Here is a 21,598-nt window from a genome sequence, read left to right as displayed (position 1 = left end):
GCTTCCTGCTCAACGACGAACGCGACGTGCTGCGCCTGCACCGGCTGGCGCTGGGCCTGCCCAACGACGCGCCACGCTTTGCCGAAGGCTGGCTGTCGCGGCTGGACGACGGCGGCTGGCTGTTGGAAACGCACCCGGTCGACGAATTTCCCGCGCTGGACCCCACCCACGCGCTGCCCAATGCCTTGAGCGCCGCGCTCAAGGGCCTGGCGCACGAACTGCGTAACCCATTGGCCGGCTTGAAGGGCGCCGCGCAGTTGCTGGCGCGCCGCTCGGCAGGCCGCGATGAAGACGAGCGCGAGCTGATCGAGCTGATCGGCACCGAAATCGAACGCCTCAACACCTTGCTCGAACGCCTGCTCTCGCCGTCGCCGCTGCGCCCGCACGAGGGCCTCAACATCCACGTGGTGCTCGAACGCGTGCTGCGCCTGGCCGAAGCCGAGGGCGGCTGGTCGGTGCAGGTGCAGCGCGATTACGACCCCAGCATTCCCGACATCCTGGGCGATGTGGACCGGCTCACCCAGGCGGTCTGGAATCTGGTCCGTAACGCGTTTCAGGCGGGCGCCACCCGCGTCACCCTGCGCACCCGCGTCGAGCACGGCCAGCGCATCCGCGACCGCGTGCATGCGATGTCGCTGCGGCTGGAAATCATCGACGACGGCGGCGGCGTGCCGGAAGAGCTGGCCGAGCACCTGTTCCTGCCGCTGGTCAGCGGCCGCGCCGAGGGCAGCGGGCTGGGACTGGCGCTGGCCCAGCAGGTCTCGCGCGAGCACCACGGCACCCTGACCTATCGCTCGCGTCCGGGCCATACCGTTTTCACACTGCTGCTGCCCGAGCTGGTCGGCGATCACGACAAGGAGCATCTGCATGGCTGAGGCCGCCGCCGCATCCCACCACATCTGGGTGGTCGACGACGACCGTTCGGTCCGCTTCGTGCTGTCCACGGCCTTGCGCGATGCCGGTTACGCGGTGGATGGCTTCGACAGCGCCGCCGCGGCGCTGCAGGCACTGTCGATGCGGCCCATGCCGGACCTGTTGTTCACCGACGTGCGCATGCCCGGCGAAGACGGCCTGAGCCTGCTCGACAAGCTCAAATCCAAGCACCCGCAGCTGCCGGTGATCGTGATGTCGGCCTATACCGATGTCGCCAGCACCGCCGGCGCCTTTCGCGGTGGTGCGCATGAATTCCTGTCCAAGCCGTTCGATCTGGACGATGCGGTGGCGCTGGCCGCTCGCGCGCTGCCCGACGCCGATGCCGGTGTCGACAAGATCATTGGCACCCCGCTGGCCGAAGGCTCGGCCGCGCTGATCGGCGACACCCCGGCGATGCAGGCCTTGTTCCGCGCGATCGGACGCCTCGCGCAAGCGCCGTTGTCGGTGCTGATCAACGGCGAAACCGGCACCGGCAAGGAGTTGGTGGCGCGCGCGCTGCACAACGAATCGCCGCGCGCGCGCAAATCCTTCGTCGCACTCAACACCGCCGCCATTCCTGCCGAGTTGCTGGAAAGCGAGTTGTTCGGCCACGAAACCGGCGCCTTCACCGGCGCCACCAAACGGCACATCGGCCGCTTCGAACAAGCCGATGGCGGCACCTTGTTTCTGGACGAAATTGGCGACATGCCGCTGCCGTTGCAGACGCGCCTGCTGCGCGTGCTGGCAGAGAACGAATTCTTTCGCGTCGGTGGGCGCGAGTTGATCCGTGTCGATGTACGCGTGATCGCCGCCACCCACCAGGATCTGGAAGCGTTGGTCGAACAAGGCCGCTTCCGTGCCGATTTGCTGCATCGCCTGGATGTGGTGCGCCTGCAGCTGCCACCGCTGCGCGAGCGTCGCGGCGACATCGCGCAACTGGCGGAAAATTTCCTGGCCATGGCCGGGCGCAAGCTCGACATGTTGCCCAAGCGGCTATCGTCGGCCGCACTGGAAGACCTGCGCCAATACGACTGGCCCGGCAACGTGCGCGAACTGGAAAACGTCTGCTGGCGCCTGGCCGCCCTGGCCACCGCCGACATCATCGATGTGGTCGACGTGGATGCAGCGCTGGCGCGCGGCCGCCAGCGCACCGGCCGTAGCAGCGTCGGGCAATGGGACGACATGCTGTCCAGCTGGGCCGCGCAACGCCTCAGCGAAGGCGCCCAGGGCGTACACGCCGAAGCGCGCGAACGCCTGGACAAGACCCTGCTCGAAGCCGCCCTGCAACTCACCCAGGGCCGCCGTGCCGAAGCTGCCGCACGCCTCGGCCTGGGCCGCAACACCGTCACCCGCAAACTCGGCCCGGGCCGCAAGCGCCGCTGAGCAGTCCGGCGGCTAGGCCGGGCGGGGTCGGGATCGTGCTTGGGTGGTTGCTTGGGCGTTTTTGCGCTTACGTGAGCGCAAGGGTTCTGGTCACTCGGCGGCGAACGCTGCCCCCATCCGCCCTTCGGGCACCTTCCCCCGCACGCGGCAGAAGGCAGGCAGGTGATCGCTGCGGCGAGCCCTGCTGATCGCTGCCATGAAGCCCCCCTCTCTCTCGCCTGCGGGGCGAGAAGGCACGGTTTGCGCGCCACGCGCGCGCGCGCCTTTGGAGCGCCCGCGCCGCAAGCGCGGGCCGGGGCGCGGAGCTGGGGGTTGGGTAAGGGAAGGGCACCCAAGCCGATAAAAGCGCAGCCGCCTGCATCGCTCCTTTGAATCACCTCGTGCACGAAACGCGTGAATCACGTAGTGCACGCAACGAGCACGCAACGAGATTGACGCGCATCACCACACATTGAGCACCCTCACTGCACGTGTTTCACCATCCATACGACACCGCATCCCCCTGGCCATCGATGAACCCGTGGTAGCCCCTGATCGGCCTACGCCATCGTCGAAGCCGCGCAAGGCTCCCCGCACCGCATCCCGCACCGCGGGCGTGCAAACAACCCGACCATCCACACCAACCCCGTAAACTGCTGCGCTGCCCCAGACGCATTTCATGACACGTGAACATGCGCCCGCATAGGTTTCCAGCCTGATCAGGAGAACAGCTCGATGCGTTATCGGTCGTCCACGATCGTTGCCCTTACCGCTCTGGCGCTGGCCGCCTGCAGCAGCACGCCGCCACCTCCCCCGCCACCGCCGCCAGCGGCGCGCGTGGTGCCCGCGCGTCCGGTGCAGCAGGCCGAAGCCGCGCTGGCTTCGGCGTCGGGCAGCCTGGTCAGCGGCCGGGTCGTGTTGGTACCGGCGCTGCAGGGCATCCGCATTACCGGCACGGTCGGTGGCCTGCGCCCAGGTGGCGTGGCCGGTTTCCATGTGCACGAACGCGGCGATTGCAGCGCGGCCGATGCCAGCAGTGCGGGCGCGCATTTCAATCCAACCGGCGCCTCGCACGGCCGCGCCGGCAGCGGCGGCCATCACCTGGGCGATATGGACAACCTGCGTGCCGACGCCGAGGGCGTCGCGCATCTGGACATGATCCTGGCCGGCATCAGCCTGGGCGACGGCGCGCCCAGCGATGTGATCGGCAAGGCGCTGATCGTGCACGCCGATGCCGACGACTATCGCAGTCAGCCCAGCGGCAATGCGGGTGCACGCCTGGCCTGCGGCGTCATTCGCGTCACCCAGTGGCGCACACCCCCTTCGCAGCCCTGAGTTGGGGCATCAATGGCCGCAGCTGCGGTCTCTACAGGAGCTTTCCCATGCGCATTCTTCCCACAACCCTGTTCCTGGCGACCGCCCTGGTGTTGACCGCGTGCAAGCGCGACGAGCCCGCACCGGCCGAGCCCACACCCGCACCGACGGCCAGCACCCCGGCCGACGCGGCGCACAGTGGCGAGCATGCTGCCGCCATGGTGACCGGGGCGGCAGCCACCACCACGGCCACCGCCGAGCTCAAGCCGACCAAGGGCAATGACGTCAAAGGCACGGTGACCTTCAAGACCGTCGATGGCGTGCTGCGCGTGACCGGCCAACTCAGTGGGCTCACGCCCAACACCGAACACGGCTTCCATATCCACGAAAAGGGCGATTGCAGCGCCCCGGACGGCAGCAGCGCCGGCGGCCATTTCAACCCGGCCCAGTCCGATCACGGCAACGTCAGTGCCGACCCGCATCACGGCGGCGACATGCCCAACATCAAGTCCGACGCGCAGGGCAATGCCAGCATCGACGGCCCGGTTTCCAGCAACGTCAACCTGGGCAAGGCCGATCAGTTCGACATCGCAGGTCACGCGGTGATCGTGCACGCCGATGCCGACGACTACAAAACCCAGCCCACCGGCAACGCCGGTGGCCGTCTGGCCTGCGGCGTGATCACCACCGACAACGCGCAGGCTGCAACCAAGTAAGCGCATGGACGCGGCGGCATTCGATGGCCGTCGCGTCTTTTGTCTTGTAATGCACAACGGCCGCGGTAAGCAGCTGTGTGTCAGGCGTCGACGCGTTGTTCCGCCGGACATAATGGCCTGTTGGCAACACGAAGGCGGGATCTCGCGCATGGTCTTGCAGACGCTGATGCTGCTGCTACGACGCGGCAACGTTGCTCAGCGGAGCGTGCATGGTTGGACCGTGCATCGATAGAGCGGTAAATACTGCAGTTTATGCATCAGTGCGCCAACTGCTGCGCTGTCGAGCGTGTGCACGTATACGCGCTCGGGGCAGCCAATCCGTAACAAGCAATCTTCAGCTGGGCAGATGGCGCAGTAACCAGCGCGTATGAATCGTGGGCGGATCCGAGCACGAGCGCTACGTGTTGCGGTGAGTGGCTTTGCCAACCGCGCTCAGTAATTTGGCCAAAGACTATGAGTCGCCACCCAGCAAGTGCGCATCGGTATCGCGGAAGTAAATACGTTGCCGGCCACCGCGTGCGGCCTTCGATCAGCGCGCCGCACGCCTGCAAAGGCGCTTCCCAACCGGTCAGTGCATCGCCTAGCATCGCCAGTGCATAGTGCGCACGTCCGCTCCTGTTGTGCGGTGGAATCGTCCCGCCGGGTCATGTAGCCGTGTTCGAGGTACTTCCCTGCAAGAATCGGGAGCAACACTTGCCCCAGCGCACTCGCGTACGCCGGCATGCGCGCATCGCGGTGCATAGGGTCCAGGCCAAGTAAACGCGTATAAAACGCGCAGGCACGCTCCAGGTCTGCCGCCTACACGCCGGTGTCCAACACGCCCTGCAAGGCAGGCGCGCGGTGGACACCGACGCATCGCTTATGCAGATAAGGCCTGGTGCGGGTTCTGACCCGGCTCCACGTGCACGTACAGCACCGGCAACCCGTGCGCTTCCAGTACCGCAGCCATCTGCCGCTGACGCGAGAGGAATTGCTCGTAGACGCCGCGCAGGCGCTCGCAATTCTCGCGGTCGTGCGTGTAGTAATCGCACCAACCGGCCGGGTCGAACAATGCAATGCGCACTTCGCCATCGACATAGCGCAACACCGGCTCGGGCGATTGCTGCAGCCATTCTTCGCTGTCGGGGGCGAGCAGGGCGGCTTCGATCAGCGGCCACAGCGGTGCCAGGCCCTGGTTGTCGTACTGCATCGAGATCATCGCCGCCAGATCGTGCGCGGTGAGGTAGCGGGCGTGCTCGATGCGCGCGCCGAAGCTTTCCTGCGCCAGCAGCGCGGTGTCGGCCTGGGCCATGCCCTGGGCCAGCAGCACTTCTTCCATCGCATCGGCCACGCTCGCCACGATGTCAGGGTCGCCCGACAGCAGGAACGGCAGGACGCGCAGGCCGCCACCTGTCAACTGGGCATCGGCCTGGAACGGCAAGGGAATCTCGCCCTGCGCATCGGCACCGAAGGCCAGCACCCGCGGGCCCTGGTCGCGGCCCGGCGCGCGGGCATGCAGTTCCTCCAGCCGGCGATGCAGCGGCCAGCCCGGCCGCAGCACTTCGGCGGGGTCGAAATGCGCCATCGCCACGCTCAACTCCAGCGCGCGGATCTCCGGGATCCATTGCGCCAGGTCGCGGCCAATGCGTTCGGCCAGCATGCCGGCCTGCTCGGGCGCCAGGGCGCCGCGCTCGGGGGCGGTGCCGCCCGTCAATTCCAGCGCCATCACACCCATGGCGGTCACGCCGTGTTCGGTCTTGCTCATGATTCGCGGTTGGCCCATCACGGGGTCGAAGCTACACTGCGGCCATTATGCCTGCCGGCCCTGTGCAGGCCATGTCCCCGAGTCCTCCATGCCAGGTCAACCGATGCCCGCAGCCCGTCCCGTCGCCATTCTGGGCGGCGTTCGTATCCCGTTCTGTCGTCAGAACACCGCTTACGCGGACGTGGGCAACCTGGGCATGTCGGTGCGCACGCTGGGCGCGCTGGTCGAGCGCTTCGGCCTGCATGGGCAGCAATTGGGCGAAGTGGCGATGGGGGCGGTGATCAAGCACTCCTCGGACTGGAACCTGGCCCGCGAGGCAGCGCTGTCGTCGGGTCTGTCGCCGCTGACGCCGGGCATCACCTTGCAGCGCGCCTGCGGCACCAGCCTGGATTCGGTGATCACCATCGCCAACAAGATCGCGCTGGGGCAGATCGATTCGGGCATCGGTGGCGGCTCGGACACCACCTCCGAAGTGCCGATCGTCTATGGCAAGAAATTGCGCGCGCGCCTGATGGCCGCCAACCGCGCCAAGGCCACCGGCGACAAACTCAAGGCGTTGCTGCGCGGCTTCAAGTTGAGCGAACTCAAGCCGGACTTCCCCGGTGTGGCCGAGCCGCGCACCGGCAAGAGCATGGGCGCCCACTGCGAGGACATGGCCAAGGAGTGGAACATCTCGCGCGATTCGCAGGACGAATGGGCAGTGGCCTCGCACCACAAGCTGGCGGCTGCGTATGAGCGCGGCTTCTTCGATTCGCTGATCGCTCCGTTCCGTGGGGTCTCGCGCGACAACATCCTGCGCGCCGACACCTCGCTGGAAAAGCTGGCGACCTTGCGCCCGGCGTTCGACAAGACCTCCGGCCGTGGCACCTTGACTGCCGCCAATTCCACTCCGCTGACCGATGGCGCCGCCGCAGTGCTGCTGTCCAGCGAGGCCTGGGCGCTGGCGCACGGCCACACGCCGATGGCGTATCTGCGCGATGCGCAGGTGGCGGCAGTGGATTTCGTGCATGGCGAAGGCCTGCTGATGGCGCCGACCATCGCGGTACCGCAGATGCTGGCGCGTCAGGGTCTGACCCTGCAGGACTTCGACATCTACGAAATCCACGAAGCCTTTGCCGCGCAGGTGCTGTGCACGCTGCGCGCGTGGGAGAGCGAGGATTACTGCCGCACGCGTTTGGGGCTGGACGCACCGCTGGGCCGCATCGACCCGGACAAGATCAACCCGCTGGGTTCGTCGCTGGCCACCGGCCACCCGTTCGCCGCCACCGGCGCGCGCGTGGTGGCCACCGCCGCCAAGCAGCTGGAAGAACGCGGCGGCGGCCGCGCGCTGATTTCGATCTGCACCGCCGGCGGCATGGGCGTGGTGGCGATCGTGGAGCGTTGACGCTGCTGCGCAGCGTGGGATTTGGCATTCGCGATTAGGATTGGCAACATCAGGAGCGGAATCCTGTTTTTGCGAATCTCTACTCCCCAATCCCCAATCCCAAACCAGCAAGGACGCATGGATGTCGAATGACGCGTTTCGCGAGCCGCCCAGCCTGTATCTACCGCCGGCGAACGGCGATGTGTGGCGCGAGGGCGATGTGCTGGTGTGTACGGCGGGCGCCAATCTGCCGCCACGGTGCGTCAAGTGCAATGCGCCGGCCGACATGCCGCCACGTCGCTACATCTTTCATTGGCACCACCCGGTGATCTACGCCGCGCTGCTGCTGGGCGTGTTGCCGTACGTGATCCTGGCCATTGCGCTACGCAAACGCAGCGCGCATGTGCTCACCCTGTGCGCGCAACACGAGCGCCGCCGCGCCCGTTTCGTCGCGGTGGCGATGGCATCGGTGTTGACGTTGCTGGTGTGCGGGCTGTCGCTCGATAGCCAGTTCCGCTGGGTGATCGGTGCCGGCGTGATGGCGGCGATGCTGTTGATCGGCCGCCTGGGCTCGCGCGTGTTGTCGCCGACGCAGGTCGACCATGCGCAGGCACGGTATCTGGGTGCCTGCGATGCATTTCTGAGCGATTTGCCGCCACCGCCACAGGCATCGCGCCAGCGTTGATGCAACGCGGCGCACCTGTGGTGTGCGCCGCTGCAAGGTCGAACAACCGCAGCGATTACAGAATGCGATCGTCCGGTGCGAGTGGGTCGGCCGCAGGCGCCGGACTTGCCGACACGATCGGCCCGCGCAGCGACTGTTGCGGCATGCCTTCATGCACCGGCTCGCCGCGTGCGGCGCGCAATGCATTGGCGTAGCAATGCTGCGCAGAGAGCAGGTCGCCGGCGGCAGCAAATCCATGGCCCAACTCTTCCCAGGCCTCGCTGCCGGCGCCATTGGCAAGCGCGCGGTGCAGGAACTCTTCGGCCTGCGACCACTGCTGCTGATGGCGTGCCAGCCGCGCCAGCGTCAACAGCAGGCCTGGGCTGTCCGGATACTGGGTCAGCCAGCGCTGCGCACTGGCCCGACGCGAATCGTATTTTTCCAGCGGCAACACGCCGTACAGGCGCACCAGCGATTCGTCCCATTGCGTATCCAGCGCCTGTTCCAGGCTGTGCACGGCGGCATCGTCCCAATGCAGTACCGCGGCACGTTGCGCGTATGCACCGACCACGGCCGGGTAGGTGCGCAGCGGCTTGGGCAGCGCCTCCCAGCGCTCGGCCAGCGCATTGGCATCGCCGGCCTGCAACAGGGTCTGTTCGGCCAGTGTGGCCTCCAGCGCGCTGTAAGCCTCCGGTGCCAGCACCGCTTGCTGACGCAAGGCACCGAGCTGGCCGTAGGCTTCATCGGCACGGCCGATCTGGGTCAGCGCATGCGTGCGCAGCAACAGGCCACGTGCCGGCAGCGGTTGGGCATTGGCAGCATCGAGCGCATTGATCGCCTCGACCGGCCGTTGCCGCGCCAGATGTCGCTCACCCTGCAGCAGCGCGTACGCGGTGGGGTCGCGCTCAGCCAACTGCTGTGCGAGCGCAGTGGCCGATGCCTCGTCGCCGCGTGCATCGGCCACGCGCACCGCGCTGGCGAGCGCGATGCCGCTGACCTCGTCGTCTTCGCTGGCAGTGACCAGCAGGCGCTCGGCGCGTTGCCACTGGCCGTGGTCGGCGGCGCGCAGGCCTTCGATCAGGCGCGCGCGGCCCTTCTTGCGGCGGTACTTGCCCCATACGCGGAACGGCAGGCTGATGAGCGTCCACAGCAGCCAGATCACCAGCAGCGCGATGATTAGGATCAGCACCGCCTGCGGCATTGCGGCGCGGTAGTCGTTGCCACCTACGCTGACCACCACGTTACCCAGGTCGTAGCTGTTCTGATGCGACAACCACTGCGCACCGAGCACGCCCAGTGCCACGGCAACCAACAGGATCAAGACGGTACGCAACACTTTCATTGGGTGGATCTCCCTTCACGCATGGCCTGCAGTTGCAGCAGGGTGGTGCCCAGTTCCGGCAGTCGCGGACGCAGTGGCGCTTGTTGCAGCGTGCGCAGGCGCACACGCATCTGACGGCGTTGCGGCGAGTCCGGCCACAACCGGGTGGTCCAGGTCTCCACGCGGCGTAGCGATTGTGCAAAGCCTTGCGGATCGCCACGTTCTGCAGCGGCGCGGGCGAGGCTGATTTCGATCTGCAAGGCATCGCTGGCGGCGTTGCGGTCGCCGGCGGTCAGCAAGGCATCGCCACGGCTGGGGCGAATATCCACCAGCGGTGCGAGCACTTTTTGCCACCACGGCCGCGCCGCTTCGGTGGTTTGTGCGGAGTGTTCCGGCAGGCGCTGCAGATCGATGGCCAACTGATCGAGCGCCTGCGTCGCCTGGGCCTGCGGGCCGGCGCCGAGGCGGTCCAGCGCATCGCGCTCCTGCACCAGTGCCTGGCGCAGATTGAGATAGCCCGGATCGTCTATCCCGTTGAGGGCGCCGTTGGCCAGCGCGTAGGCGCGACGGGCGCCATCGGCATCGCCGGCAATGCTCAGCCGCTGCTGCCCGAGCCGCAGCAACAGTTCCACTTCATCCAGCCGCAGCGCCTGTGCGCCATGCCGGTTCGGGTCGGCAAGCTTTTGCACGGTGTCTTCGAGCAAGGCGCTGCGCTGGCTCAGGCCCAGCATTTCATCGCGCAGCACGCGATTGGTGGCGGCCGCATCCTGCAGGCGCTCATTGGCCAGGCGTTGATCGCGGCGCAGTGTTTCCAGCAATTGCTGGGTGCCGTCCCAGCGTTGCTGCTGCGCCTGCGCTGCCTGCAGTTGCGCGTCGTGATAGCTCTGCCACGCACGCCAGCCGAGAAACAGCGCCACGCCCACGGCGGCAATGGCCAGCACAAGCAGCAGCCAGGCCCAGGGAAACCGTCGCGTGGTGGCGGGCATTTCGGTCATTCGGACATCCTCGGGCGGTCACGACCGGCGCAGGCGCCGCAGTCATCTGGCACAGCATGGCGTGCGCCGGCAGAGCGCCGCAAGCTGTGCTTGAGTTCGCAGTTCAGCAAGGTCGCGATGGTGTCACGATCGCTGCGGCGGCAGCGACCAGTTGCTCCGGCAATGGACCTGCCGCGCGGACGACGTGGCAGAAGCCCGACGCTTGCGCGGCGTCGCACAGACGTTCGCTGGAGGCGACCAGCGGGCGTTGCCGCACTGCCTCGCTCAGCGCGGCGGGCAACTGTTGCAGCACCAGCGTCAGCGCCTCGGCACTGCTCATGGCCAGGACGCTGCGCGGCAGTGCGTCGGTCAAAGTGTGCAGTGCCGACGGGCGCAAGCGCAGCGGCACGCGTTGATACACATCCGCACGCAGGATGCGCGCACCGCGGTGTTCCAGCGCAGGCGCCAACATGCCGCGTCCACCCGGCGCGGTGATCAGGCCGACGCTCTGCAACGGCGCTGCGAACACCGGCAAGGCGAGCAGGCCTTCGCTGTCCATGCGCGCAGGGCGCACAACCGCGTCGATGCCACAGGCGTGCAGCGCACGCGCGGTGCCTTCGCCCACGCTGACCCACTGCGCCTGCACCGGCCGCTGCAAGGGCCGCAGCTGATGCGCGGCGCGCACGGCTGCCGGGCTGGTGAACACCGCGATGGGCGCCTCCAGCGCGCGCTGCAAGGCGGCGCGCGCCTGCGCGGTATCGTTGGTCTGCAGGCGCCACGGCGACAGGGCAAGCAGCCGCCCGCCATACCGTGCCACCGCCCGCCGCAATGGCGCGTGCTCCCCGCTGGGACGCAGCGAGAGCAGGGTCCAGGGATCGGCGAGCGGGGGAGGGAGGGTCATCTGACGATTATGCGAGAGCCATGCCGTCTCCGGGTGGTGCGCGTGCTGCGTTGGCGCGCACGACGATGCAGAGCGGCAAGCAAACACGAAGTGAGCCGCTGTCAGGGGGTGGGCAGGGCACAGAAACCGTCGCGGACGATTGGGGCGTGCCGATTCCGGGCACCAGCCGCACCCGTGTGGTGGTCGTGAGCGTTCGTTTTCGTCGTTCCTCCTCCTCGCGCGTTGCCTGGCTACGAGTGCCCGCTCGGCGGGATACCTGCGTTTGTGCGGCCACAACCTCGTACTCGGGGGTGAGCCAATCAGCGCCTCCGCTCACGATCCGCCACGACAATCGAGCTGGAGTGGCACCGTGATCAAGTCCTACCTCATCAACATGCAGCGCAGCGGCGATCGCCTGCAGGCCATGGCGGCGCGGTTCCAGGCATTGGGGATCCCGTTCGAGCGCCTCCCCGCCATCGACGGCGCCACCCTCACGCCGGAGCAGATCGCCGACTTCGTGCGTGAGCGCCCGCTGGAAAACTCCGGCGATGCGTTCAGCACCGGCCCGCGCAAATGGACCGCGTCCAACATCGGCTGCTTCCTGAGCCATCAGGCGGCCTGGCGCATCGCGGCCGAGTCCGACGCTGCGTACACCGCCATCTTCGAAGACGACATGCACCTGTCCGATGCGCTACCGGCGCTGTTGCGCAGCACCGACTGGCTCCCGTCGGGCAGCAGCATCGTGCGCCTGGAGCCGTCCTACAACCGGATCAAGCTCGATGCCAAGGTCGCCGACATTGCCGGGCGCCAGCTGCGCCTGGTGCGCCCATCGACCTACCAGCATTGCTGGCCGGTGTGCGCCGGTGCGCTGATCATCAGCCGCGAGGCGGCGCGACTGCTGCTGGCCGCCGACGCGCGCTGGCACACCATGGCCGATATCTTTTTGTTCGGTTGGAACGAATCGCCGGTGGCGCAGCAGCTGTCCACCTATCAGCTGTCGCCGGCAGCCTGCATCCAGGACAAGTTCTTTCACGCAGCGCCGGAGCAGATCGTGTTCACCAGCACCATCGATGCGCCGCTGACACGCGCGCAAAAGCAACGCAGCGCGCACTGGAAGGCCAAGGCGACGACGCTGCTGCGCGTGGCGCAGGGCTACCGCAAGGTCGTGTTCGCGCCGTAAACGGCGATCGCCACGGTGGCGCCATGGGCTGATCGCAGGTCTCGCACTTGCGCGCTCGCGCGCCGCAATTGCATGCACAGTCCACAGTGCCCGATGCCGGCGTGCTTACCGGGTTGTTGAAGCAAAACCTAAGGCGTGCAACAGCCCGATGCTGCACGCGTTCACCATGCGGTACCGCATGTCATCCACATGCACAAGACGCTCGCCGGACATTGCGGCATGATGCCGCCCTTCGTCGTCTGCCAGCCTTTCCAATGACTCCTTCGTGCACGCTCGTCTCCGCCCTGCAGTCGCTGCAGCAGCAGTTCATCGCCATGCCGCCGGTGTTGTCGATGGGCATTGCCGTGGATGGCTTGCACGATGGGGCGCTGCGCCTGCGCGCGCCGTTGCAGGCCAACGTCAACGACAAGGCCAATGCGTTCGGCGGCAGCCTGGCTTCCTTGATGACGCTGGCCAGCTGGGGGTGGCTGACGCTGCAACTGCAATTGGCCGGCCACGAAGCCGACGTGTATGTCGCCGACAGCCAGCTGCGCTATGTCGCGCCGGTGTACGAAGACCTGGTGGCCGATGCCGAGCCCGCCGAATTGGGTGGCTGGGACGCCTTTCTGGCGACCTTCCGTCAGCGCGGCAAGGCGCGCATCGGCATGCGCGCGCAGATCGCGCTGGGCTCGGGCGCAGCGGCGGCCACGTTGAGCGGGCGCTTCGTGGCGTTTCCAAAACGGTAGGATGCTGGCTGGATCAAGGGGGGAATACGTATGCGTGCACTGATGGGAGCAGTTGTCCTGCTGGGGCTGGCGATGCTGAGCGGGGTGGCCACCGCCGGCAGTCGCGCCCAGGGGCGCGCGCTGGAAACCACCCAGGCCGCCTACACGGCGGCGGTGCGCTGGAGCGATTTCGATGCCGCGCAGGGGTTTGTCGAACCGACCTACGCCCAGGCCCATCCGCTCAGCGACCTGGAACGCTCACGCTATGAGCAGGTGCAGATTTCCGGCTACCGCGAGTTGCGCGTGGGCGAAGAGCCCAATGGCGACCTGCGCCGTGAGGTCGAGCTGCGCGTGATCAACCGCAATACCCAGGCCGAACGGCTGGTGCGCAGCATCGAGATCTGGCACTGGAATCCCGAACAAAAGCGCTGGTGGCTGGCCAGCGGCCTGCCCGATCTGTGGAAGGGCCAGTAGCCCGGCCTCTGCCTCGCTGGCCGTCGCGCGTGCCAGCTGTGCGACAATTCCCGCCCGCTCGACTGACCCTGACCCCGTGAATTTCGAAGAGCTGCAGGCCTTTGTCGGCCGCAACCCCATGTTGTCGCTGGCCCTGGTGGGCCTGACCATCGCCCTGATCGTCACCGAGGTTGCGCGCCTGTTCCGCGGGTATCGCGCACTCAAGCCGGCCGAGCTGACCCGTTTGATCAACAGCGAAGACGCGCTGGTGATCGACCTGTCGCCCACCGCCGATTTCGAAAAGGGCCACATCGCCGGCAGCCGCAACGTGGCCCTGGCCAAGTTCGACCCGGCCAGCAAGCTGCTTGCCAACGCCAAGGCATCGCCGGTGGTGGTGGTCTGCCGTAGCGGCAACACCTCTGCAGGTGCGGCCAAGACGCTGAAGAAAGCCGGCTTCGAGAAGGTGTACTGGCTCGAAGGGGGCGTCGCTGCCTGGCAAATGGCCGAATTGCCACTGATCAAGGGCCGCTGATCCGCCTTGTGCGGCAGCTCGCAAGCCCCCATTGCTTGCGTGAGATACTCGCGTTTTCACGTCTGCATCACTCAACGCTGCATCCACCGAACCGCTTTTGGAGTTAGGAATGTCCGACGAAATCCTCAACGGCGCCGCTGCGCCGGCCGACGCCGCTGCTGGCCCCGCTTTCACCATCGAAAAGATTTACGTCAAGGACGTTTCTTTCGAATCGCCGAACGCGCCGGCCGTCTTCAATGACGCCAACCAGCCCGAGCTGCAGCTGAACCTCAATCAGAAGGTCCAGCGCCTCAACGACAACGCCTTCGAAGTCGTGCTGGCCGTGACCCTGACCTGCACCGCCGGCGGCAAGACCGCCTACGTGGCCGAAGTGCAGCAGGCCGGCGTGTTTGGCCTGGTCGGCCTGGAGCCGCAGGCGATCGACGTGCTGCTGGGTACGCAGTGCCCGAACATCCTGTTCCCGTACGTGCGCACCCTGGTCAGCGATCTGATCCAGGCCGGCGGCTTCCCGCCGTTCTACCTGCAGCCGATCAACTTCGAAGCCCTGTACGCAGAAACCCTGCGTCAGCGGTCGCAAGGCGAAGGCACCTCGCTGGCCGATTCCGAGCCGGCTGGCAACGCCTAAGCACTGTCTGCGCCGATGAGCGATTCGACCCACAAGATCGCCGTTCTCGGCGCCGGTTCCTGGGGCACGGCCCTGGCCGCGCTTCTCGCCAGACACGGTCACTCGACCGTGCTCTGGGGACGCGATGCGGCGATGGTGGATGCCATCGACCGCACCCACGAGAACGTGCGTTATCTGCCGGGCATTCCGTTGCCGGAGACGTTGCGTGCCACCACCGACCTGCAGGCCGCCATGGCCGATGCAAGCTGGATTCTGGTCGTGGTGCCCTCGCATGCATTCACCGAAACGATTCGCTTGATCGCTCCGTTGCGTCCGGCCAACGCCGGCGTGGCATGGGCGACCAAGGGCTTCGAACCCGGTTCCGGGCGCTTTCTGCATGAAGTGGCGCGCGATCTGCTCGGTCCCAGCGTTCCGTTGGCCGTGGTGACCGGGCCGTCCTTCGCCAAGGAAGTCACCCTCGGCTTGCCTACTGCTGTCACCGTGCACGGCGACGATGCGGCGTTTGCCCAAGTCGTGGCCGATGCGATGCACGGCCCCACCTTCCGCGCCTACACCGGCGATGACATGGTGGGCGCCGAGCTGGGTGGCGCAATGAAAAACGTGCTGGCGGTGGCCACAGGTGTGGCAGACGGCATGCAGCTTGGCCTCAACGCGCGTGCGGGTCTGATCACGCGCGGCTTGAACGAGATGTTGCGCCTGGCTGCAGTGATCGGTGCGCGCCCGGAAACGTTGATGGGCCTGGCCGGGTTGGGCGATCTGGTGCTCACCTGCACCGGCGATCTGTCGCGCAACCGCCGGCTGGGACTGGCGCTGGGGCGCGGGCAGAGCTTGAACGATGCGATCCGCGAGATCGGCCAGGTGGTCGAGTCGGTGCAGACTGCCGACGAAGTCATGCGCCAGGCCGAACAGCACGGCATCGAGTTGCCGATCTCCAATGCCGTACGCGCAGTGCTGCATGGCGAAATCACACCGGAAGCGGCGTTGAAGGAACTGCTGGCGCGCGAGCGCAAGCCCGAGTATCCGCAGGCCTTGTTCACCTGATCGGGCGGCAATGCGTATCGCGTGATGCAACGAAGACAACAAAAAGCCCGGCACTGCCGGGCTTTTTGTTGGTGCATATCAGATGCATCGCCGCTTCGCGGCAACTCAAGTGCGAGGTGACTCCAGTGCTTCGTTCAGAAGCGCTGCGTGCGCACGTATGCGAAACAACCACGCGACGCTGCGCGCCATCGACCAATCGCGCAAAAGAAAGAAGCCCGGTCGGGGGACCGGGCTTCCAATGCAACGCGGGAGAGAGAGTCGCGTTGCAGTCAAACGTGCGGCTTACCAGCTGAAGCGCGGGCCGACCGACCATTCCTTGTTGCCGTCGCCATCCATACGGATGTCGCCGTTGATGCCCCAGTTCTGGTTCAACTTCACCTGGGCGCCAAGGCGGCCGTAGAAGTTGTCGCCGATGTCGATGCCGCGCTTCTTGGAGAAGTCTTCGTAGCCAGCCAGGGCATAGACTTCGAAGTGCTCGCCGAACGCGTTACGCAGACCGGCTTCTACGCTGTAGCCGTCGAAGCTGATGTTCGGGCTGTCCAGGTCCAGCTTGCGGTAAGCAACGCGGGCAACGAAGTCGGTGCTGGTGGCGATCTCGTGGTTGTAGCCGACACCGACGCCCCACTGCTGGAAGTCGGAGTTGGAGCTTTCGAACACGCTGTCGTTGTCGTCAGCGTTCTGCTTGCTGTAATCGCCGAACACGTGGAAGTTCGGAGCAACGGCGTAAGAAGCCTTCAGGCCCCAACCATCTGCATCGCGACCTTCGGTCGGAGTGCGCACGTAGTCGCCTTCGACGAAATTGTAGGAGAGGTTTTCAGCAGCGGAGGCCGCAAACGGCAGGGCTGCGAGGAGGCCGAGGGCCAGCAGTGAAGTCTTCATGATCAATACCTGTACTTATGGTTTGGGCCGGCGCTGAGGCGAATGCCGTTCGCTGCCGAGATGTAAATTCTCCGTTATTCGATGGAACGCGACATGAATTTTGGACTGAGCCGTGAATGAATCATCGCGCCAGATTCAGCTGCGCTTTCTTGTGGTCCTCAGCGGATGCGCGTAGCGCACGCGTAAAACGTGACACGGCATTCACTGCGCACCTGCAATGTGAGACGTGTGTGCACAAACGTTTAAATCATCGAGTTTTTCAGGACTTTTCGTGCACGAGCACATTGCACTGACATCGCCGCTGGGAGCATTGCAGACCTGTTGACTAGTAGCGGAGCTGCATCGTGGCGAAGAAGAAGACGGTGGCGCGGTTTCTGGCCGAGACGCTGCAGAGCGCGGGTGTGGAGCGGATCTGGGGCGTGACCGGCGACAGCCTCAATGGGTTGACCGATGCATTGCGCGAGATGCAGACCATCGAGTGGATGCATGTGCGCCACGAAGAAGTCGCCGCGTTTGCCGCAGGCGCCGAGGCTGCGGTGACCGGCACGCTGGCGGTGTGCGCCGGGAGTTGCGGGCCGGGCAATCTGCATTTGATCAACGGCTTGTTCGACTGCCATCGCAGCCGACAGCCGGTGCTGGCGATCGCCGCGCATATTCCATCGTCCGAGATCGGCCTGAGTTATTTTCAGGAAACCCACCCGCAGGAGCTGTTCCGCGAGTGCAGCCACTTTGTGGAGCTGGTGACCAATCCGGCACAGCTGCCGGAAGTGCTGCATCGTGCGATGCGCACGGCCATCCTGCAGCAAGGCGTGGCGGTGGTGGTGATTCCCGGCGATATCGCGTTGCTGGAGGTGGACAAGCATCTGTCGAGTGCATGGCCTGCCCTGCGCGCGCCGCGCGTGCTGCCTGCGGCCGACGATGTGCAGCAGCTGGCCGAGCTGTTGCAGCAGAGCAAGGCGGTCACCTTGTTGTGCGGCAGCGGGTGCGCAGGTGCACACGATGCGGTGGTGGCGCTGGCAGAGAGGCTGGGCGCGCCGATCGTGCACGCGCTACGTGGCAAGGAATACGTGGAATGGGAGAACCCGTTCGATGTCGGTATGACCGGCTTGATCGGCTTCAGTTCCGGCTACCACGCAATGCTCAATTGCGACACCTTGATCATGTTGGGTACGGATTTCCCGTATCGGCAGTTCTATCCGAAGGACGCCACCATCGTGCAGGTGGACCGCGACCCGGGTGCATTGGGACGGCGCACGCCGCTGCAGCTGGGCATTGCGGCGGATGTGGGCGAAACCATCGCGGCCTTGCTACCGCAGTTGCAGCGTCGCGAAGACCGCCGCTTCCTGGAAAAATCGTTGGAGCACTATCGCAAGGCGCGCGAAGGGCTGGATGACCTGGCAGTGCCGGCCGATCCTGGTGAGCCGTTGCATCCGCAGTTCGTGACCCGGCTGATCAGCCAGATTGCCGATCAGGATGCGGTGTTCACTTGCGATGTCGGCACGCCCACGGTGTGGGCGGCGCGTTATCTGCGCATGAACGGCAAGCGCCGTTTGCTGGGGTCGTTCAACCATGGCTCGATGGCCAATGCGATGCCGCAGGCACTGGGTGCGCAGGCGGCGTTCCCCGGGCGGCAGGTGATTTCGCTATCCGGCGATGGCGGCTTTGCGATGTTGATGGGCGATTTCATCTCGTTGGCGCAGTTGAACCTGCCAGTGAAGATTGTGGTGTTCAACAATGCCTCGCTGGGCTTTGTGGCGATGGAAATGAAGGCTGCCGGTTATCTGGATACCGGCACCGAGTTGCGCAACCCGGATTTCGCCGCGATGAGCAATGCGATGGGCATTCTGGGCATTCGCGTGGACGAATCGTCGCAGCTGGAGCGTGCGTTGCGGCAGGCCTTTGCGCACTCCGGTCCGGCGCTGGTGGATGTGCGTATCGCCACGCAGGAACTGGCGGTGCCGCCGGCGATCAAGCTCGAACAAGCCAAGGGCATGGGCCTGTACCTGCTCAAGGCGGTGATGAGCGGGCGGGGCGATGAGGTGATTGAGCTGGTCAAGACCAACTTGCGCTAACGCGGCCAGTTCTATCATCGGCCGACCTTGCCCGGATTGCTTGCATGCCACGTTCGCTACTGCGGCAATTGTTGCTGATCTGGATGGTGATCGTGGCCGCCTGCCTGGGCGTGGCCACGATGTTGTATGGCCTGTATCGCCAGACCGAAGGTGTTCGGCTGGAAGACGCGCGGCAACAGTTGAGCGGGCAGTGCATGCGCATCGTGCAGCGCTATGCCGGCGCAAGCGAGGCCGCGCGCAGCGGCGACAACGGCGCCGGCTTGGCTGCGGTGGTGGTGCAATTGGTGCTGGCCGATGCGCCCGGCGTGGAAGGTGGCGTGTGGAATGTGGACAAGGGTTTCATCGCCTATGCCTACCCCACCTATGACGGCAGCGATCACAAGACCGATATCCCCGCAGCTGAGTGGACAACCATCGTGGGCACTGCGCGGCAAAGCGCGCAGGGACGCAAGCCCGTGCAGTTCCGCCGCGATGGCAGTCGTGAGGTGCTGCTGATCAGCGCCTGCCCGTTGGCGGCCGGCACCGCCGCGTGGACCATGTCGCGGGTGCCGGCGAGCAGTTCGGATGCGTGGCGGCCGCTGGTGGTCGGCATGGTGTTGATCTTTGCGATGGTCGCGGTGTCTGCGATTGCGCTGGGCGTGGTGGTGCGGCGCTGGAGTCAGCGTCTGCAGAAGATTCAACACGCACTGGCGGCCGATACCGAGATGCCGCAGATTCCGCACACGGGTGCGCCCGAACTCGATCGGCTCGGCGCTGCGGTCACCGGCTACGCGCAGCGCACTGCGCAGGCGCTGGCGCAGACACGCAAGCTGGCCGACGAGCTGTCGCGGCACGAGCGGCTTGCCGCGCTCGGGCGCATGACTGCAACGGTGGCGCATGAAATCCGCAATCCCATCGCCACCATGCGGCTTGCGGTGGAAAACGAGATCTCACGCCGCGATGTCACCCCCGACGACGCCGCGCATGGTGCGCTGATGCTGGCGCAGATCCGGCGTCTGGATGGCGTGGTCGAAAGCCTGCTCGGCATGGTGCAGCCGATCCGCCTTCATCTGGAGACAGTAGTAGTGCAGGACTGGCTCAAGGAGCTGCTGGATCCCACACTGTTGCCGCACACTGCGCATCAATTGCAGCTGCAGGTGCCGGATGCACCGCTGCAGTGGTCACTGGATCCGCAGCAACTGGGACGCGCGCTACACAATCTGTTACGCAATGCGTTGCAGCACGCCGACCCAGGCACGCAGATTGTGATGTGTGCGGTGCAGCGCGAAGGCATGTTGCATTTGCAAGTGAGCAATCGCGGTGCGCCCGTGCCCGAGCCGATTGCGGCGCAGCTGTTCGAACCGTTCGTCAGCGGCCGCAGCGACGGCAATGGGCTGGGGCTGGCGCTGGTGCGCGAGATTGCGCGCGCGCACGGCGGCCAGGCGCACTACACCCATGCCGACGGCATGACCCATTTCAATGTGGAGCTGCCATGGCGCGCATCCTGATCATCGACGACGACGCAGCGTTTCTCGCCACCTTGCAGGCGACGCTGCGCTCGCTCGGGCACAGCGTGATTGCCGCAAGCGACGGCGCGCAGGGGCTGGCGCAGTTGCGCGAAGGCGGTGTCGATCTGGCGTTTGTGGATTTCCGTATGCCGGGCATGGACGGGATCGAAGTGTTGCGCGCGCGGGCGGGCGATGCGCAGGCGGCCCAGGTGCCGCTGGTGATGCTCACCGCCCATGTGTCCAGCGGCAACACCATCGAGGCGATGACGCTGGGTGCGTTCGATCATCTGGTCAAACCGGTGGGGCGTGCCGATATCGTCGATGTGGTGGAACGTGCGTTGCTGAGCCGCGCCGATGCTGCAGCCGACGAGCCGCCGATCCCGCTGCCCGAAGAAGACGATGCGCTGGTCGGCCACAGCCCGGCGATGCGCACCGTGCACAAGCGCATCGGGCTGGCGGCCGCATCGGACTTGCCGGTGTTGATCACCGGCGAGACCGGCACCGGCAAGGAGTTGGCCTCGCGTGCATTGCATCGCGCCAGTGCGCGGGCAAATGCGGCGTTTGTCGCGGTCAATTGCGCGGCCATTCCGTTGGAGTTGATGGAGAGCGAGTTGTTCGGTCATCGCAAGGGCGCCTTCTCTGGTGCGACCAGCGACCGCATCGGCCTGATCCGCGAGGCCGATGGCGGCACCTTGTTTCTGGATGAAATCGGCGACATGCCGTTGGCGATGCAGGCCAAGCTGCTGCGCTTCTTGCAGGAAGGCGAAGTGACGCCGCTGGGCGGCCGCGGTGCCCAGAAGGTGGACGTGCGCGTGCTGGCGGCCACCCATCGCGATCTGGCCGCGTGGGTGGCCGCCGGGCAGTTCCGCAGCGACCTGCGCTACCGCTTGAACGTGGTGCCGATCGAGCTGCCGCCGCTGCGCGAGCGTGGGCAGGACATCGTGCTGCTGGCCGACTACTTTCTGCGCACAGGACAGGGCAGTGCACGCACGCTGTCGCCGGCCGCGCAGGCGCGCGTGCTGGCCTACCCGTGGCCGGGCAATGTGCGCGAGCTGCGCAATGTCATGCAGCGTAGCCAGGTGCTGGTGCGCGGGCACAGCATCGAGGCGGACGATCTGGACGAGGCGCTCGGCGACCTCGCGTCGCCGCAGGCGCCGCCGGCGGCTCCGGAAATGCAGCTCCCCGAAGCGGTGGCGCGGCTGGAGAAACAGATGATCCAGGATGCGCTAGCGCACAGCGGCGGCAATCGTGCCGAGGCCGCCCGTCGGCTCGGCATTCATCGGCAGCTGCTGTACCGCAAGCTCGACGACTACGGCTTGCAGTAGGCGCGCGGGCTGGCGCCTGCAAGGCTGTGCGGATGGGCGACGAACCGGTG

20 protein-coding genes and 1 pseudogene are annotated in these 21,598 nt (G+C 66.2%); 15 read left to right on the top strand and 6 right to left on the bottom strand.

The features are described 5' to 3' along the window. From RQH86_RS12910 to RQH86_RS12895, 4 genes are all read left to right on the top strand, one after another. Positions 1 to 875 (top strand): ATP-binding protein (locus tag RQH86_RS12910; RefSeq protein WP_311260728.1); only part of this gene is annotated, 875 nt, incomplete at its 5' end. Then, positions 868 to 2,295, top strand: coding sequence for a nitrogen regulation protein NR(I) (gene ntrC / locus RQH86_RS12905; protein ID WP_311240521.1), 1,428 nt, complete (start codon positions 868 to 870; stop codon positions 2,293 to 2,295). The genes RQH86_RS12910 and ntrC, both read left to right, overlap by 8 nt. A gap of 714 nt (positions 2,296 to 3,009) precedes the next feature. Beyond that, positions 3,010 to 3,609: a superoxide dismutase family protein gene (locus tag RQH86_RS12900; protein ID WP_055853746.1), complete on the top strand. Its 600-nt coding sequence runs from the start codon at positions 3,010 to 3,012 to the stop codon at positions 3,607 to 3,609. 47 nt (positions 3,610 to 3,656) lie between these two features. Continuing rightward, a complete protein-coding gene (locus RQH86_RS12895; protein ID WP_055853744.1) occupies positions 3,657 to 4,304 on the top strand; it encodes a superoxide dismutase family protein in 648 nt (215 codons plus the stop codon). Positions 4,305 to 4,736: 432 nt separating this feature from the next. Here the strand turns inward: RQH86_RS12895 and RQH86_RS12890 are convergent. Then, positions 4,737 to 5,093 (bottom strand): annotated as a pseudogene (locus RQH86_RS12890) (glyoxalase). 70 nt (positions 5,094 to 5,163) lie between these two features. After that, positions 5,164 to 6,048: a hypothetical protein gene (locus RQH86_RS12885; protein WP_311240522.1), complete on the bottom strand. Its 885-nt coding sequence runs from the start codon at positions 6,046 to 6,048 to the stop codon at positions 5,164 to 5,166. An 88-nt stretch (positions 6,049 to 6,136) separates the two neighbouring features. Here RQH86_RS12885 and RQH86_RS12880 point away from each other — a divergent pair, with 88 nt between their 5' ends. Beyond that, the gene (locus RQH86_RS12880; protein ID WP_115526719.1) at positions 6,137 to 7,432 is read left to right on the top strand and encodes an acetyl-CoA C-acetyltransferase; all 1,296 of its coding nucleotides are present in this window, start codon (positions 6,137 to 6,139) and stop codon (positions 7,430 to 7,432) included. Positions 7,433 to 7,553: 121 nt separating this feature from the next. Further along, positions 7,554 to 8,096 (top strand): hypothetical protein, encoded by a 543-nt coding sequence (locus RQH86_RS12875; protein WP_311240523.1) that lies wholly within the window; start codon positions 7,554 to 7,556, stop codon positions 8,094 to 8,096. A 55-nt stretch (positions 8,097 to 8,151) separates the two neighbouring features. Here the strand turns inward: RQH86_RS12875 and RQH86_RS12870 are convergent, their stop codons facing one another. From RQH86_RS12870 to RQH86_RS12860, 3 genes are all read right to left on the bottom strand, one after another. After that, positions 8,152 to 9,417, bottom strand: a complete 1,266-nt coding sequence (locus tag RQH86_RS12870) for a heme biosynthesis HemY N-terminal domain-containing protein (protein ID WP_055853736.1) — start codon at positions 9,415 to 9,417, stop codon at positions 8,152 to 8,154. Beyond that, a complete protein-coding gene (locus RQH86_RS12865; RefSeq protein ID WP_311240524.1) occupies positions 9,414 to 10,391 on the bottom strand; it encodes a uroporphyrinogen-III C-methyltransferase in 978 nt (325 codons plus the stop codon). Before RQH86_RS12865 ends, RQH86_RS12870 begins: the two co-directional genes overlap by 4 nt. 103 nt (positions 10,392 to 10,494) lie before the next feature. Beyond that, the gene (locus RQH86_RS12860) at positions 10,495 to 11,358 is read right to left on the bottom strand and encodes a uroporphyrinogen-III synthase (protein WP_311240525.1); all 864 of its coding nucleotides are present in this window, start codon (positions 11,356 to 11,358) and stop codon (positions 10,495 to 10,497) included. 262 nt (positions 11,359 to 11,620) lie between these two features. Between RQH86_RS12860 and RQH86_RS12855 the strand changes: the two genes are divergently transcribed. From RQH86_RS12855 to RQH86_RS12830, 6 genes are all read left to right on the top strand, one after another. Then, positions 11,621 to 12,430: a glycosyltransferase family 25 protein gene (locus RQH86_RS12855; protein ID WP_311240526.1), complete on the top strand. Its 810-nt coding sequence runs from the start codon at positions 11,621 to 11,623 to the stop codon at positions 12,428 to 12,430. 254 nt (positions 12,431 to 12,684) lie between these two features. Further along, the gene (locus RQH86_RS12850) at positions 12,685 to 13,155 is read left to right on the top strand and encodes a YiiD C-terminal domain-containing protein (RefSeq protein WP_055853726.1); all 471 of its coding nucleotides are present in this window, start codon (positions 12,685 to 12,687) and stop codon (positions 13,153 to 13,155) included. A 30-nt stretch (positions 13,156 to 13,185) separates the two neighbouring features. Beyond that, complete coding sequence (locus tag RQH86_RS12845) at positions 13,186 to 13,608, top strand: hypothetical protein (protein WP_055853724.1); 423 nt, start codon at positions 13,186 to 13,188, stop codon at positions 13,606 to 13,608. Positions 13,609 to 13,684: 76 nt separating this feature from the next. After that, a complete protein-coding gene (locus tag RQH86_RS12840) occupies positions 13,685 to 14,119 on the top strand; it encodes a rhodanese-like domain-containing protein (protein ID WP_115526724.1) in 435 nt (144 codons plus the stop codon). 109 nt (positions 14,120 to 14,228) lie between these two features. Next, a complete protein-coding gene (secB, locus tag RQH86_RS12835; protein ID WP_055853720.1) occupies positions 14,229 to 14,744 on the top strand; it encodes a protein-export chaperone SecB in 516 nt (171 codons plus the stop codon). A gap of 15 nt (positions 14,745 to 14,759) precedes the next feature. Then, positions 14,760 to 15,785 carry an NAD(P)H-dependent glycerol-3-phosphate dehydrogenase gene (locus RQH86_RS12830; protein WP_115526725.1) on the top strand — a complete coding sequence of 342 codons (1,026 nt, stop codon included), beginning with the start codon at positions 14,760 to 14,762 and terminating at the stop codon, positions 15,783 to 15,785. A 282-nt stretch (positions 15,786 to 16,067) separates the two neighbouring features. Here RQH86_RS12830 and RQH86_RS12825 read toward each other — a convergent pair whose 3' ends face one another. Then, entirely contained in the window at positions 16,068 to 16,664 is a 597-nt protein-coding gene (locus RQH86_RS12825; protein WP_104611926.1) for a diffusible signal factor-reguated Ax21 faimly virulence factor, read from the bottom strand. A 362-nt stretch (positions 16,665 to 17,026) separates the two neighbouring features. Between RQH86_RS12825 and poxB the strand changes: the two genes are divergently transcribed. Genes poxB through RQH86_RS12810 form a run of 3 tightly spaced genes read left to right on the top strand, consistent with a single transcriptional unit; the run spans position 17,027 to position 21,548 of the window. Next, positions 17,027 to 18,736 carry a ubiquinone-dependent pyruvate dehydrogenase gene (gene poxB / locus RQH86_RS12820; protein ID WP_193552576.1) on the top strand — a complete coding sequence of 570 codons (1,710 nt, stop codon included), beginning with the start codon at positions 17,027 to 17,029 and terminating at the stop codon, positions 18,734 to 18,736. 44 nt (positions 18,737 to 18,780) lie between these two features. Beyond that, positions 18,781 to 20,223 carry a HAMP domain-containing sensor histidine kinase gene (locus RQH86_RS12815; protein ID WP_311240527.1) on the top strand — a complete coding sequence of 481 codons (1,443 nt, stop codon included), beginning with the start codon at positions 18,781 to 18,783 and terminating at the stop codon, positions 20,221 to 20,223. Then, complete coding sequence (locus RQH86_RS12810) at positions 20,208 to 21,548, top strand: sigma-54 dependent transcriptional regulator (protein ID WP_311260585.1); 1,341 nt, start codon at positions 20,208 to 20,210, stop codon at positions 21,546 to 21,548. Before RQH86_RS12815 ends, RQH86_RS12810 begins: the two co-directional genes overlap by 16 nt. Positions 21,549 to 21,598: the final 50 nt, after the last annotated feature.

Origin of the sequence: Xanthomonas sp. WCS2018Noco2-27, assembly GCF_031843525.1 — a bacterium.
In the GTDB taxonomy this organism is placed as follows: Bacteria; Pseudomonadota; Gammaproteobacteria; order Xanthomonadales; family Xanthomonadaceae; genus Xanthomonas.
The sequence above is the reverse complement of the archived record's forward strand: the minus strand, read 5'-3'. Positions and strand labels throughout refer to the sequence as shown.